At 44.8% G+C, this 14610-nt stretch carries 15 protein-coding genes and 2 pseudogenes; 11 read left to right on the top strand and 6 right to left on the bottom strand.

The annotated features are described in order from the left end of the window. Positions 1 to 4: 4 nt before the first annotated feature. A pseudogene (locus tag B5D77_RS01735) lies at positions 5 to 871 on the bottom strand (RNA-guided endonuclease InsQ/TnpB family protein); the annotation flags it as partial. 10 nt (positions 872 to 881) lie between these two features. After that, a pseudogene (locus tag B5D77_RS01730) lies at positions 882 to 1133 on the bottom strand (hypothetical protein); the annotation flags it as partial. 226 nt (positions 1134 to 1359) lie between these two features. On the opposite strand from B5D77_RS01730, the gene B5D77_RS01725 reads away from it, so the two are divergent. Then, positions 1360 to 1587, top strand: coding sequence for a DNA-directed RNA polymerase subunit omega (locus tag B5D77_RS01725; RefSeq protein WP_002737694.1), 228 nt, complete (start codon positions 1360 to 1362; stop codon positions 1585 to 1587). A 28-nt stretch (positions 1588 to 1615) separates the two neighbouring features. Here the strand turns inward: B5D77_RS01725 and B5D77_RS01720 are convergent, their stop codons facing one another. Next, positions 1616 to 2449, bottom strand: a complete 834-nt coding sequence (locus B5D77_RS01720) for a Uma2 family endonuclease (RefSeq protein ID WP_008201376.1) — start codon at positions 2447 to 2449, stop codon at positions 1616 to 1618. A 23-nt stretch (positions 2450 to 2472) separates the two neighbouring features. Beyond that, entirely contained in the window at positions 2473 to 3162 is a 690-nt protein-coding gene (locus tag B5D77_RS01715) for a DUF3782 domain-containing protein (protein WP_106908160.1), read from the bottom strand. A 199-nt stretch (positions 3163 to 3361) separates the two neighbouring features. On the opposite strand from B5D77_RS01715, the gene B5D77_RS01710 reads away from it, so the two are divergent. The 4 genes from B5D77_RS01710 (at position 3362) to B5D77_RS01695 (ending at position 5445) form a co-directional block, all read left to right on the top strand. Beyond that, positions 3362 to 4150: a PEP-CTERM sorting domain-containing protein gene (locus B5D77_RS01710; RefSeq protein ID WP_008201380.1), complete on the top strand. Its 789-nt coding sequence runs from the start codon at positions 3362 to 3364 to the stop codon at positions 4148 to 4150. Positions 4151 to 4257: 107 nt separating this feature from the next. Then, complete coding sequence (locus tag B5D77_RS01705) at positions 4258 to 4473, top strand: hypothetical protein (RefSeq protein ID WP_002790182.1); 216 nt, start codon at positions 4258 to 4260, stop codon at positions 4471 to 4473. 3 nt (positions 4474 to 4476) lie between these two features. Beyond that, positions 4477 to 4824 (top strand): type II toxin-antitoxin system PemK/MazF family toxin, encoded by a 348-nt coding sequence (locus B5D77_RS01700; RefSeq protein ID WP_008201384.1) that lies wholly within the window; start codon positions 4477 to 4479, stop codon positions 4822 to 4824. A 198-nt stretch (positions 4825 to 5022) separates the two neighbouring features. Next, positions 5023 to 5445, top strand: a complete 423-nt coding sequence (locus B5D77_RS01695) for a SufE family protein (RefSeq protein ID WP_008201386.1) — start codon at positions 5023 to 5025, stop codon at positions 5443 to 5445. 4 nt (positions 5446 to 5449) lie between these two features. Here B5D77_RS01695 and B5D77_RS01690 read toward each other — a convergent pair whose 3' ends face one another. Beyond that, on the bottom strand, positions 5450 to 6001 hold the full coding sequence (locus B5D77_RS01690; protein ID WP_002737956.1) for a transcriptional repressor: 552 nt from the start codon (positions 5999 to 6001) through the stop codon (positions 5450 to 5452). Positions 6002 to 6106: 105 nt separating this feature from the next. Between B5D77_RS01690 and B5D77_RS01685 the strand changes: the two genes are divergently transcribed. Next, a complete protein-coding gene (locus tag B5D77_RS01685; protein ID WP_106908159.1) occupies positions 6107 to 7372 on the top strand; it encodes a J domain-containing protein in 1266 nt (421 codons plus the stop codon). On the opposite strand, the gene B5D77_RS01680 is transcribed toward B5D77_RS01685, so the two are convergent. Then, positions 7325 to 7939 (bottom strand): molybdenum cofactor guanylyltransferase, encoded by a 615-nt coding sequence (locus tag B5D77_RS01680; protein ID WP_106909939.1) that lies wholly within the window; start codon positions 7937 to 7939, stop codon positions 7325 to 7327. The genes B5D77_RS01685 and B5D77_RS01680 overlap by 48 nt on opposite strands. A gap of 181 nt (positions 7940 to 8120) precedes the next feature. On the opposite strand from B5D77_RS01680, the gene B5D77_RS01675 reads away from it, so the two are divergent. The 5 genes from B5D77_RS01675 (at position 8121) to B5D77_RS01655 (ending at position 14610) form a co-directional block, all read left to right on the top strand. Beyond that, the gene (locus B5D77_RS01675) at positions 8121 to 9260 is read left to right on the top strand and encodes a DegT/DnrJ/EryC1/StrS aminotransferase family protein (RefSeq protein WP_106908158.1); all 1140 of its coding nucleotides are present in this window, start codon (positions 8121 to 8123) and stop codon (positions 9258 to 9260) included. A 37-nt stretch (positions 9261 to 9297) separates the two neighbouring features. Continuing rightward, positions 9298 to 10203 carry a cyanoexosortase B gene (gene crtB, locus B5D77_RS01670; RefSeq protein WP_106908157.1) on the top strand — a complete coding sequence of 302 codons (906 nt, stop codon included), beginning with the start codon at positions 9298 to 9300 and terminating at the stop codon, positions 10201 to 10203. Beyond that, positions 10196 to 10942: a cyanoexosortase B system-associated protein gene (locus tag B5D77_RS01665; RefSeq protein WP_008201402.1), complete on the top strand. Its 747-nt coding sequence runs from the start codon at positions 10196 to 10198 to the stop codon at positions 10940 to 10942. Before crtB ends, B5D77_RS01665 begins: the two co-directional genes overlap by 8 nt. A gap of 131 nt (positions 10943 to 11073) precedes the next feature. Then, positions 11074 to 12288 carry a polysaccharide biosynthesis/export family protein gene (locus B5D77_RS01660; protein WP_106909938.1) on the top strand — a complete coding sequence of 405 codons (1215 nt, stop codon included), beginning with the start codon at positions 11074 to 11076 and terminating at the stop codon, positions 12286 to 12288. A gap of 117 nt (positions 12289 to 12405) precedes the next feature. Then, on the top strand, positions 12406 to 14610 hold the full coding sequence (locus tag B5D77_RS01655; protein ID WP_106908156.1) for a tyrosine-protein kinase domain-containing protein: 2205 nt from the start codon (positions 12406 to 12408) through the stop codon (positions 14608 to 14610).

Raw genomic sequence — 14610 nt, 5'->3', positions numbered from 1 at the left:
GGCAGCTTACATCAGATATTGCCTGAGATAATTTCGGGTTTTTGACCATATTCTTGACGGCTAAATTCTCAACCACAATCGTTTGATTTTCCCGAACTAATTGAGTGGTTAGCTTATGTAAATGGTCTTTTCTACTATCGGTGATTTGAGCGTGAATTCTGGCTACTTTGATTCTTGCTTTTTCCCGATTTTTTGAGTCTTTCTGTTTTCTAGACAGATTTTTTTGCGCTTTTCGCAGTCTCCGATAATGTTTCTTAAAATGCTTAGGATTAGATACTTTATCGCCATTGCTGGTAATCACGAGGCTACTAATTCCTAAGTCAATTCCAATGGCTTTATCTGTTACTGGTAGAGGCTTAATTGTTGGGTCATCAAATCTAATTGAAATATGCCAACGCCCAGAGGGATGTAATCTGACTGTTACTGTACTTGGGTCACAAGCTTCTGGTATTTGTCTTGACCATCGAATAGGTAAGGGTTCTGTGCATTTGGCTAAATAGATTTGTTTGTCTTTGAACTTAAAAGCAGATTTGGTAAATTCGGCACTTCCTCCCTGATGTTTTTTCTTAAAGTTAGGATACTTAGTACGACCAGCAAAGAAGTTAGTAAAAGCTGTTTGTAGGTGTCTTAACCCTTGTTGTAAAGGTACACAGCTTACTTCATTGAGAAAGTCTAATTCTTCTTGCTTTTTCCACTCGGTTAGCATTGAAGAAGTTTGAGCGTAGCCTACTCTTTCTTGTCTTTCATACCAAGCTTGTGTTCGTTCGTGGAGAGCTTTGTTGTAAACTAATCTTACACAGCCCAAAGTGCGCCGCAATAGCGACTCTTGTTCGGGTGTGGGGTAAAATCGGTAAGAATAGGCTTTTTCCATGTCTCACATTTTAGCATATATTTCGTAAACGATGCTCATATTTAACAGCAAAGCCGTCGTAGAACGACGGGGTTTCAGACCCAAATTTTCGATGAGCGTTGCGTTCGTGCATTACTTCAAAACCAATGTTAGCGCAGTTGATCACATCCGCCCAAGTTGCGGTCTCGCGTAGCGAGCGCGTTGCGACCGCACGTCCCTGGGAATCGATAATCGACTGGTTAAAGTTGAAACCGTTGAGGTTAAAAGCCATGGTTGAGATACCTTTTTTGGGTTTATTTATTTCAAAAATTATCTCTTTATTTGTATATTTTTAAACTTGTATAAAATTGATTTAAGTTTTGTAAAAAGTAGTTGACAAAATTCGATCAAGATCAAAGATCACCCTATACTTCAGGTTGACAAAATATGGTAAGGTGGAATGAGTAATAAAACTTATCACTAAAATCAGTGACAAGTGCCAAATTCACCAGATAAGGCTAAATATAACTATGTCCAAACGGTTTAAATTTGACTCCTCCGAGATGATTTATCTCACCGATAAACTGATGAATGTGGCCAGCAATCGTTACTCCATCGTCGTGCAAGTGGCTAGACGGGCCAAACGCGTCCGCTACGATACCGTAGAAAATATCGATGACCCGATGATTAAACCCGTCCAACGGGCCCTGATGGAAATGACCGACGAATTAACCGAACCGGAATTATTACGCGATTAATCCCCTAAAATTGCCGGGGAACCCACCCTTACATTTCATCGGGGTTGATCCCCAGCGCTCTTAGTCTTTCCGCTAGTCGTTGGGCTTTTTGTTCCGCTTCCTCTTTGGCTAAACGTTCTTGCTCGGCGATCGCTTCTGCTTCCTCTTTGGCTAAACGTTCTTGCTGGGCATTCAAACGTTCTTGTTGGGCGATCAAACTTGCTTGCTCGGCGATTGCCGCTGCTGCCCTCGCCCTTTCCTCGGCGGTTAAATAGCGATTTCCCGATCGATCGTACCAATACAGCCATTCTCGAACCCAAGCGATATGTTCTCCCTGTTCATATCCCAAGGCTAAGCCGATTTCTGGCAACCATACCCGATTATTTTCAGGCTCTAAAAGCTCGTATTTCCCCGCTATCAGCTTATAAACCGCTAATCTCTCTCTATTTTTAAACCTTCCCCTTCTACCGCTTAAGGGATTATAAATGACGTAATAGAGAATTCCTAGGGTTTGATAATCCGCTAACTTTCCCTCATATTCCCCATTATATTTCTCAGAAATCACTTCTAGGGCCAATATCGGCATAATATAAGCTTCTTCCCAGAGAACATAGCTTAATCTTCCCCTTTCGCCGGTATCGTGTTTGACTCCAATGGCTAAAAATCCATCCGGTATGATTGCCGGTTCGTCGGGATTGTAATAAACTCCCATATCGACACCAAAATACCAATCATCCCGCTCCGCCCAAATAAATGCTAGTAAACTGAGTAATAGATTGGGAATATCGTTCTGTAACTGGTTATCCACGGCTGTTTCGTCAGAACAGGGTAATTCTTCGGCACTGGGAAGAAGGCGATTTTTATTGTAGGAAAGGTTAACCATAGCGATTGTTTTGACTAGGGAAATTACCAAGTATTCGGTTGAAAGTCGGCATCATTAATAATGGCCACTGTATCCCCGGAGGGTTTAATCACAAATAGACCTTTTTTATATGCGTATCGATCGATCCCCTCGTTGATTTCAATTCCCGCCACCGCACCGTAAGCTTGATAGTTTTGATAATGGGTAAAAGCGATTTTAAAGCGGCTCAATTTTTCGATAAATTCATCCACATCATCTTTAGATAATCTAGATTTACATTCCACCACCACGAGATCGGTATCATCTACCGCTAGAATATCAATTTCCATGGCGATGCCCTGACGCTTGACTCTAGCGCGGGGATAAACTTCTTTAATATCAATGCCTTTTTCCTGAAAAAGCCTTAAAACCGCCGGTTCTACCAATTCTTCCACAAATCGACCCCAGCGAGTGGTGAGACTATCTACCGCTTTGCTGGTTCGTTCAACCGTCCGTTTCAGTTCGGCCATCGAGCGATCGCTTTCTAGTTTAGATTCCGCCAGGAGGTTCTCTATTTCGACTCTATGGCGATCATATTCCGCCTTGGATTCGGCAACCCGGCGCTCGTATTCTGCCTTGGATTGGGCAGCCCGGCGATCATATTCCGCCTTGGATTGGGCAGCCCGGCGATCATATTCCTCGGCGGAAGCGCGGAATAGCTGGTAAATATCCTCAAGAGTTACTGGTTCACTCATAGACTTGCCTCTAAAACACCCCTGATCATTTTAGCGATTCTGTCGAAAAGCCGGACGAGAGCCAGAGAGCAAAACGGAAAGAAATATTAAGAATTATTTAAAAGACTTGACAAATGTGCGGGGGGGTACTGTTTTTCTGGAATTTACTTGGTTCCAAAACTTGCATAATCCTTACAACGCTCAAAGAGCTTGATTTTAGATGAAACTAACGATTATGGGCATTTTATCTGGGGTTGCCTTTGCGAATCTGGGCATCTCTGGCATTGCAGAAGCTTTTCAACTGATTCCTTCTGGTCTTAGTCCTGGTAATCAGTATCGCTTGGTATTTGTTACGGATGGCACGATTCAAGCAACAAGCACTGACATAAATACCTACAATACCTTTGTTGACAATGAGGCGCACACCTCAACAATATTAAATGACGCTTTTACGAATGTAGGAATCGACCCTGCTAGTATTACTTGGAAGGTGATCGGTTCGACAGCTAGTGTGAATGCGATCAACAATACCTCAACCAATACAGTTGACACGAGTGTCCCTATCTATGGTCTAGATGGCAAACTGATCGCCTTCGGTAACTCCGACCTGTGGGATGGCGATATCTGTCCCCATATACCGGCGGCTGGCATCATTTGTCATGATGGTGGTATTTCGATGTCGCAATCTGGTCATTATTTATTCGGTGATGTGTGGACGGGGACTTTATCTTCGGGAGTTGCTTGGTCGGAACCTAATTTAGGTCCACTTGGGTCGGTACCAGTAACTATCGGATCGAGCTATGGAACGAACGTAACTTGGATTCGTTATGGGAGCGATTTTGGTCCAGGGTTTAACGGTCCGGTAGCATTCCGCCCTTTGTACGGAATCTCTTCGGTGCTGACGGTTCCCACCCCGACCGCGACCACTCCAGAACCTTCTAGCCTTCTCGGTTTTATCACCTTGGGCGGATTAATGCTAGGGGGTACCGTCCGCAAAGCGCGGAAGTAATACCTACAAGGGAGAGGAGGCGAGGGTTTCCTCTCTCGAAGCGGAGGTTTTCGATACTTTATTTGGTATCATCAAGTAAGAGAAGCTTGATTTATGTTGGTACAGAAATGATGAATCAAAAAATTACTGCTATTTTCAATGGAGAAGCTTTTTATCCTACTGAAACCTTTAATCTTAAGCCGAATACTAAAGTAAAATTGACAATAGAAACTCAATTAATTGATGAAGAGCAATTGCAAATAATGGCAGATGATCAGGATATTTTAGGAGAAATCGCTACCATTAATCAGGAGTTTATGGTCTCTGAAATGGACGGTTTGTAGAAAATGACTATCGCAAGAGGTGAAATTTATTTCGTTAATCTTAATCCGATTCAAGGAAAAGAGCAAGCAGGAACTAGACCAGTTTTAGTATCATCTATTGATGTGATCAATCAGTTACCCTTAGTGGTGATGGTAGTGGTGGGGACGAAAGGAGAAAATATTCGCCAAGATTATCCGACTAATGTTCGCGTTTCGACTGATGAAAGTGGGCTTCCTTTAGAAACAGTCTTTCTTGGTTTTCAAATTCGTTCAATTGATAAAAATCGCTTCCCCTCGGCACCAGTTGGGAAACTATCCGAAGAAAAAATGCAAGAAATTGAAACGGCAGTCCGATATTGCCTAGGATTGTAAGGAGATTTTATATTTTTGGTACGGCGTTTATCCATAGCTCCTGCAAGCGTGGTATTTCATTGATGCCAATTCTAGCAGATAGCCTCGAGGCGCTCTGACCAAGGTAGTCCTGGCAGCGATAACCACAGCGCGCAACTTCCGCGAGAATGCTAATATAAAAAAGCTATTGGCTAATTTTTTCTTATTTTAACTCGCAATATGCTCCCGTCTAATCTCGATCGCATCGTCGAACGCCTCAAACGTCGTACCGATCCTAAGCAAAAATACGAACAATTACTAGCTTTTGCTAAAAAACTAGAACCAATACCAGAATCTGCCAAAATACCCGCTAATAAAGTTCATGGCTGTGTATCCCAAGTTTATATCACTGCCGACCTCGAAAATGGCCAGGTTTGGTACAAAGGGGATTCCGACGCGCAATTAGTCAAGGGTTTAGTGGCTTTGTTAATCGAGGGGTTAAATGGACTGACTCCCTCGGAAATCCTGCAAGTCACCCCGGATTTTATCGAAGAAACCGGTTTAAAAGTCAGCCTTACCCCTTCCCGCTCCAACGGATTTTATAATATTTTCCAATTAATGCAGAAAAAGGCTCTCGGTTTTCAGTTGGGAATGTCCGCTTAGATGTCTAGTTTTCTGGTTCCGGTTCCTTTGATTCGGGAATCTCGCAGTTTTGGAAACGAGTATCCACCAGCGAACGGGTGCAACCCCAATTACTCGGTATTCCCGACGGCCAACCCATCCGCAAAGCTTCCGGACAGATGGCCATCACCGTTAACTGACAGTCAATTAACTGAAAACCCTCTTTCTCACACTGTTTGAGACTGTGTTTGAGAATGGAATCATTGTTAAATTCGATGGTTTTATTACACTGAATACAGACCAAATGATGATGGTGGTGGGGATAGGGTTGATTGAGTTCGTAGTGTTTATGACCCTCGGCCAATTCTAACTCCCGCAAAATTCCCATCCGCGACATCAGTTTAACACTGCGGTAAATTGTCGATAAACTAATTCCCTCCCCCCGTTTGTCCAGTAATTCCTGCAATTCCTCAGCACTGAGATGATTGCCTTTCGGTAAATTCTGGAAAACGTGCAGAATTTTCTCTCGCTGGGGAGTTAAGCGCCACCCCCGCGCGTTGAGTTCCGCTTTCAGGGAGGAAGCAGTGTAGGCAGACATAAGCGATCAACTCTCAATAAAAGCTATTTAATTGACAATGATAGTCGTTTCGGCGAGCCATTGGCAACAGTTTTAAGTAGTTGAAAATTCCCCCCGCGTTCAAGTATGAAAAATTACTATGAAATCCTCCAAATTCCCCGTAATGCCAGCAATAATCAGATAAAAGCCGCTTTTCGTCGTCTGGCCCGGCAATATCACCCCGATTATAATCCCAATGATCCAGAGGCAGTGACAAAATTTCGGGAAATTGAACAAGCTTATCGGGTTTTGAGCGATAAAGAGAAAAGAAAAGAGTATGACCGCAGTTTATCCCCAGAAATACCCACTTTTAACCGCAGTGCCGACGATTTTTATCAACAGGGATGGCGCTACGCTCAAGAGAAAAATTATCAACTTGCGATCGCATTTTACCAGCAAGCAATCGCAATTAATCCGCAATTTTGGCAGGCCTATCTGCAACGGGCGGAAGTTTACTACTATAATCAGCAGGATCGGCAAGTTTTAAGCGATTGTCGGCAAGTTTTGCAGTTAAAACCCGATTGTTCCCAAGCTTACTATTACCTCGGTTTATCCCGTCAACGACTCGGTTACACCCAATCTTCCCTAGAAGCTTATGGCAAAGCAATCGCTATTGACCCAAATAATCCCCAATTCTATTATCAAAGAGGATTGGCTCTAGAGGAACTCTCGGAACTGCCAGCAGCACGAAAAGATTTTCAAATAGCGGCAAAAAAATTTAAGCAACAGGGAAATTTTCGCCGCTATCATGCCATTGAAAATAAATTAAGAGATGCTCATAAAAGTTATCGACAACGGCAATCAATCAAGTGGTCAAAAACTCTTTTTATTGTTGTTAATTTGCTGAAAATCTCTTGCTCATCTTTGCTCAAACCCAAGACAGGTCTGGCAGAGGCTTTTTTAAAGCTCAACCGTAATCAGGCTTTAGCTACAGGGGTATTGGCGGCAATAATCAGCAGTTTTTTTATCGCTTTGACTTGGCAAAACTGGACAGTTAAATCTGAGTTTTTACTGTTACTAGGCTGGGCAGTATTTCCTTTTATTATTCTGACTTTATCTAGTTGTTTGGGCAGAAAATTAAGTAATAAATATGGTGGTTTTACTGGCGATATATTTTTAGGTGGCTTAATAATTTTGCCCTTTTCCTTCGTCATTTGGCTCACTTCCTATTTATCCATAAATGGTGATATTATTGGCGCAATTATCGGTATAACGGGCGGTTATCTAACTGGAATACTCTACTATAGTTATCGCCATTTATCCAATATTTCTTCGCAGATCTCTTTACTTTTACTCCCTTTTGTGCTAAGTTTTCTTACGGTTAATATCTGGGTAGTTTATTATTATCTCTAAATCTTCTGGGGTATTACAGTTAAATAAAATCTCAGAATTATCGATGATTAATTCCTCCACCACAGCGGCATTTAACCACTTTTGAAAAGAAGTTCCCCCCTGCTTAATATAAGTCTGCAAAGATGCTAAACAACGACGATGATAAAAAGCACAGAGAGGTTCCCAACGATTGCCGTAGCGGGGAACCAAACCGATGGCATTTTCTGGTACAGTGGCTAATAATCTTGACCATTCTTGAATAATTGAAGACCTTAGTAAAGGTAAATCGCAGGGGAGCAATAAAACCCAATCGGTTGACACAAAAGTTAATCCCAAGGCAAAGGCTAATAACGGCCCCCTAGTAGGGAGAGGTTCCTTGATTATTCGGCAGTACTGGGGAATGATCAGCTGGTAACGTTCCGGCCAAGGCGTGATCACAGACACCTGTACGGCACAATCTTGGGCAACTAAACAGATATTCTCCAGAAAAGAGAGACCCAGAAAAGATAACAAAGCTTTATCTCGTCCCATACGGGAACTTTCGCCACCGGCCAGAATTAACGCCGTTAAAGCGGGAAAATCACTCATAATAACCAGTTCTAAAGGATAAACCACAGAGGCACAAAGAACACAAAGAAAAAGACAGACTCGATCAGTGAAGACCATCTATCTATCAGATAAAGGACAAGAGAGCCTACTAATCTAGCCAACTTGCTCCAATCTATGCTAGTCTGTTGACATTTATAAGATATCCATAAACAAGCACTAGATGAATTCCAATTTAATCAAAGTTCCCTTTGTGGATTTGACTTGGCAAAATCAGCCCCTACAGGCAAAAATTGCCGAGGCCATCCAAACAGTTATCGACCGAGGAGATTTTGTTTTAGGCCAAGCTTTAGCCGAATTTGAAACCGCCTTCGCCCAAGCTTGCGGAGTCGAGTATGCTGTGGGAGTAGCTTCTGGCACTGCCGCTCTTGCCCTTGCTTTACAAGCTTACGGCATCGGTGCCGGGGATGAAGTGCTAGTCCCCGCTAATACCTTTGTCGCCACCCTCATGGCTGTTATTCAAGCGGGAGCTAAACCGGTTTTAGTTGATTGTCTCCTCGATACGGCCTTAATTGACCTCGCGGCGGCTGCCCAAAGAATTACTGCCAATACCCGCGCCATTCTTCCCGTACACCTGTACGGACAGATGGTATCACCCCAACAATTACAGGATTTTGCCCGCAGCCATAATCTGATTATCTTTGAAGATGCGGCCCAGGCCCATTTAGCCAGTAGAGAAGGTTATCGCGCCGGCAGCGTCGGTGTGGCGGCGGGGTTTAGTTTTTATCCCAGTAAAAATTTAGGTGCTTTTGGCAATGGCGGAATGTTAGTGAGCAATGATCCTGAAATTAGCCAAAAAGCCCGCAGTTTAAGAAATTATGGCGCACCGAGCAAGTATTTCCACACCGATATCGGCACTAATAGCCGTTTAGATAGCATACAAGCCGCCATTTTAAACGTTAAATTACCCCATCTGGACAGATGGAATCAGGCCCGTCAGCGAGCGGCAAGACAATACGACCAGCTTTTGGCTCCTTTAGCCGATAAAGGCATTTTACCCATAAGAGACGAAACCGAAACCGGTCATGTCTATCATCTCTACGTTATTCGCATTCTCCCCCATTGTCCCGTTGATCGCCAACAACTACAAGAACAATTAACTGCCGTCGGTATTCAAACCGGCATTCATTATCCGATTCCTTGTCATCTGCAACCAGCTTATCGCTACCTGGGTTATCAACAGGGAGACTTTCCTAAGGCAGAGATTCTCTGTGAAGAAATTTTATCTCTCCCCATGTACCCTGGCATCAGCCAGAAGCAAATTGCAATCGTAGTTGAACAGATTACTTCGATGATCGGCTAACATAAATTCAGAATTTGTCACTAAATCGCTCCTTCCTATGGGTATTAGTCCTTCCCTATCTCCCGTCTCCCACAAAAATCGGCTATCTTGGCTGATTATCGGTTTCTTGGCGGTTATCTATGGTCCGGTGATCTTTCATTGGTACGATGGTTGGCTGAATAAATCGATCAGCGTCGAACATGAATACTTTAGCCACGGCTTGATCGGCCTTCCCTACGCAGTCTATATTGTCTGGCAGAATCGTAAAAAATGGCAGCGCCTCGAAGATCGCTCCCATCCCCTCGGAGCGTTTTTGTTAACCCTAGGAGCGATTTTTTATCTCCTCAGTTCCTCTGTTTGGGTTAGTATGTCTTTCCCGATTATGTTAGCGGGCATCTGTCTCTGGTTAAAAGGAAGGGAAGGTTTTAAATTACAGGGATTTCCTCTACTTTTAACAGCTTTAGCGACTCCTAATCCTATCCCCTACCTGATCACTCCCTATACCCTACCCCTACAGATTTTTATTGCCGCTTGCGCTGGTTTTATTCTCCAGCAAGCGGGCTTAGATGTCTCCGTTGACGGTATCCATGTAGCGGTAGAAGGTAGGATGGTGGAGGTCGCCCCCTACTGTGCGGGGCTGAAAATGTTATTTACCAGTCTTTACGTCACGCTGCTGCTGCTCCATTGGACAGATACCATCGAAAACGGTCGTAAAACGCGCTTTATGCTCCTCAGTGCCTTTGCAATTAGTGTCGGGGCCAATATCGTTCGTAACTCGCTTTTAGCCTGGTTTAACGGCACGGGGCAAAAGGAAAACTTTGTGTTACTCCACGATGGCTGGGGGGGTGATTTATACTCCGTCTTTATGTTATTACTCGTCCTTTTCGTCTTCCAAATTATGCAGTATCGCGAGGCGGTCAGGAAACAGTCCCTAGCTCAAGAGGAAGGTAACAAGGGTGATTAGTCAAAAAATTCCAGCCGAGGTAACTTTAGTGTTAGATAAAATCAAAAAAAAGCTACCGGGTAATTATCTACTCCTGTTGTGCCTGCTGGTGATTTTGATTTTAGGGGGTATCTTGCCCAATTTAATTTCTGGCCATTGGTCTTGGGTGGAGCAACCGAGAATCGGTAATATTCAGAAAATGCAGGCCTTACAAAAATCGGGAATCGAGTTGTCTGACCTGAAAACCATCAACCAGAGCCAAGGGGAAATCGGTGAGGGAAAATGGTCGGTACAAGTGCTGGAAAGTTCTGAGGGCAAGAGGATCACCCTGCTTTTAAAGCCACAGATCTACTATAAAAATCAACCCGGATTAGAATGGTCGGATATCAGTTCGATTAGTCGTTGGAATCAGGGGGAAACAACCGAGCTATTAATTCCCACCAGGTCGGGAGGAAAGGCCACGGCTAGATTCTATCGGGCTTGGACACAAAACACCTTTGCCGTGGTGCAGTGGTATGCTTGGCTAGGTGGTGGTCATTACGATCCCTCTGTTTGGTATTGGCTTGACCAATGGGCGCAATTGAAAAGACAAAGAGTACCCTGGATAGCCGTTTCCTTACTGATTCCCTTAGACCCGACCAAAGAACTGCAAACTCTCACTCCCTTTGCTCTCAATCTCGCTAGGGAAGTACAAAGTAACTTAGAACAAAATGTCTTAAGTCAATTAACTTCTGTCCCTCAGTCCACAAAAGAAAAGTAATTTGGCCGCTGCCAACCATCTCTTCCAAGAAGCTAGCTCAAGGCACTTTTCTAGCCCTTGATAGCTTCTTTGTTCCTCTCCCACTAGATAACTCCCAGAAAATAAATTGATATGTCTCTATGATTCCACCGATGCTCGACAAGTTTTTGCCAGTTAGTTTATTCAGAACCGGGGCCATGGCCCTATCAGGGTTGGGTCTGACAGGGTTCTTGTGGATAATTCACTCCGAGAGCCTCAAGGCCCAGGGTCCTTTGTCCATACCCCAGACTCAACCGGGGGCCGGGTTGGAATTTTTGCCGCCCCAACCCCCTAATCCCACCTTTCCCGAAAACACGATTCCCCCTAGCGGCTACAGTCCACCGGTTTACTCTCCCAATAATCCCCAATCCCGACCAATTCAGGCCTATCGACTCGATATCGGCGATCAAATCAGCGTCTCGGTTCCCGATTTTCCCGAATTTAATTCTGCAGGTCCTGTGGATCCCGATGGTAATTTTCTGGTACCGATTTTAGGGCGTATTCCCGTGCTGGGCTTGACTTTAGACGAAGTGCAAACTAAAATCCGCCTGGAATTGGGGCGAAAATACTTGCGGGAGGAACCAGAAGTGATTGCGGTTTTAACCACTGCCCGTCCCGTCCAGTTAACCATTCTAGGAGAGGTACAGCGACCGGGGTTTTATAGTGTTGCTCCTAATACTCCCCTAGCGCAGGTACTTTTGGCGGCGGGGGGTGGCACCCCCAGGGCTGATCTGCGTTCGATCCTTGTCCGTCGGGTTTTAGTCGATGGTACAGTATTAGAGGAGAAACTTGACCTTTATACTCCCTTGATTAAAGGGGACCGCTTGCCAGATCTGCCTCTGCAAGGAGGCGATGCCGTGATTGTTTCCAAGTTAGAAGTGGGCCAAGAAACGGGATATAATCGCACACTGGTGGCGAGAACCACTCTCACCCAGCAGAATATCACAATCAGGGTTTTAGCTCCCTTACTTCCTTCGGGCATTGCCCTGAGAAATGTTTCGATTCCTAATGGCAGTACCTTCCTCGATGTGGTGGCTAGTTTGCCAGTTTCCGATCGCCTGCGGATTAATGTCAATGAAGTGTCCCTGCTCCGTTTTGACAGTGCCAAAGGGGGAATTGTTAGTCAAACGTTGAGTCCGATAGCGGCAGTTAGGGGAGATATCTCCCAAAATGTTCCCTTAGAAGATCAAGACGTAATTATCGTCACCCGCACCCTCTTAGGGGAAATTTTCGCTGCTTTTAATATTGTCACCCAACCCATCCGGGATATTACCAGTTTTACCAATACAATTCTCGACATTAGCAATCAATTCGATAACTTCCAATAATTGAGGGGCAACTCGCTCCCTTCGCTCCTGAAGACAACTTCATAGGCTAGGATTTCAAGGCCGAGAATAACTCTTGACCGTTAGAATGTAAAGAATCTGGGAATAGATTAAAAAGTTATGGCTGTACCAATTATTAAACGATTTCTCATCTCGCTAGATCAGAACAAATTTGTAGGAATATTCGTCTTCCTGGTCTGTTTAGGCGGTTCTGTGATCTTTGCTCTCCTACCCGATCCTGAGAAACCCCCCACCTTTTATCGGGCGCTGGGACAATTGGCCTACCGGGTGCCGCCGCCAGCTTTTACCACTACAGGAACCCAACTGCAAGAACAAGGGCGGGCGATTGATCGCGATTTACTGCTGTCTCCCCGGGTATTAGTCAATGCGGCCAAAAAATTACAATTTAATCAAGAACAGATCATTAAAATTCGCGATCAAGATTTAAAAATCACCTTCCCCGGTGAAGGAGAGGGACAAAAAAATAATAGCGACCAACCCCAAGAGATACTTTTAGAGTTAACGTCCGACTCCCAGTCCAAGGCAGAGTTAATTCTGGAAACCTTGATGAAGGAAATGGTGGAATACAGTCGCTGGCTGAATACTTCCCAGTTACGGGCCCGCATAGAGGCGCTCAGTGTCCGACTTAACGAAGTCCAAAAAGATTTAACCAGAGCCGAAGAAAAGTTTTATCGCTACATTAGCACCCAGGGTTCAGATTTATTGGCGATTCAAGATGGGAGTTTATTCACCGCTATCACCGGTAGTCAACAGCAACAGCGAGAAATTCGTCTAGAACTGCAAGGCATTCAAGGACAGATTAATAGTCTGAGTAAACAACTCGATTTAACCCCCGATCAAGCTTACACCTCCTCGGCCCTGAGTGCCGACCCGATTATTGCCAGTATCCGAGCCCAGATCTTGGGTACGGAAAGCCAATTGGAGCGACTAGAGAAGGATTTACGTCCCGAACATCCCACCGTAGTTAAATTACGCAAACAACAGCAAGTTAACGAATCTCTCCTACAAAAAAGAGCCGCCGAGGTAATCGGAAAAGATGGCGTTCTTACCGCTCTTCCCAGCAGTCGCATCCGTCAGCAAAGTAATCTCGATGCCACCCGTCAACAACTAGCGGCTCAATTAGTTACCCTGCAAACCCAGCGCGAGGGTTTAATGAAACAATTAGAATCCTTAGTGACTCAGGAACAGCAATTACGCTCCCAATACGAGAAATTCCCCGATAAACAGCTACAGCAAGCTCGTTTAACCCAAGCCGTCGCCTTTCAACGGGGTATCTACGAGAATATCCTCAATGCTCTGGTGGATGCTCAGGCCGCAGAAGCGGAAACTGTGGGTAGTCTCACCGTCGCCCAACCACCGGTGGCTCAAGCGATCGAACAGGTGTTTAATCGCAAAAATCGTCTCTTGATTCTCTTAGCGGGGGCTGGTTTGGGAACTTTAGCTGGATTGGGTACGATCCTTCTGTTAGCAGTGATCGATGATCGCCTGCACAGTCCCCAAGAATTGCGGGAAGCTTTGGTTAGCCGGGATATCCTCCTCTTGGGACAGTTGCCCATTGTCCGCAATTTAGAGGGCGATGAAATCGATCCGATTCTCGCCGATGCTAATGTCAATTATCTCCCCTACTACGAACGTTTACGCAGTACCCTGCGACTTGTGGGCGGCGGCGAAACGGTGAAAGTAGTTATTGTCACCAGTATTACCGGCGGAGAGGGGAAAACCGCCACTGCCTATAATCTGGCCATCGCGGCCGCTTTAGCAGGCCGACGGACTCTGTTAGTCGAAGGAGATCTGAGAAGTCTTTCCAACGCTGAAAAAATCGGGGTCACTCCCGATCCCAATTCTTTCCGAGAACCCCTACTTTACTACGGGGCAAAAAGTAAATCGATCCGGCTGGCCCCAAATATTGAAAACCTTTCGATTTTGCCTAGTCCCGGTCCGCAAAAACAAGCGGCAGCTATCATTGAATCGAGCGAATTACAATTAATTCTCAAGGATTCTCGCGGCCGTTTCGATCTGGTGATTGTCGATACTCCTTCTCTGTCTAGCTGTAATGATGCCCTTCTCTTAGAAGAACTAGCGGACGGGATTATTCTAGTAACTCGCCAGGCGATAACTCGTTCTAGTCTCTTGAGTGAAGCAACTGACCAGTTAACAGAAGCGGAAGTGAAAATTTTAGGGGCGGTGATTAACTACGTCGATATTACACCAACTCTCAACACCGCCGAACCGGAACTGCCGCCTTTGATAGTTACCCCACTACAGGAACAAACAGAGACAGAGGAAGTAAAAGTGGAGGTGTAA

The organism is Microcystis sp. MC19, assembly GCF_003019735.1.
Lineage (GTDB): Bacteria > Cyanobacteriota > Cyanobacteriia > Cyanobacteriales > Microcystaceae > Microcystis.
This window is presented reverse-complemented; position numbering and strand designations above follow the sequence as displayed.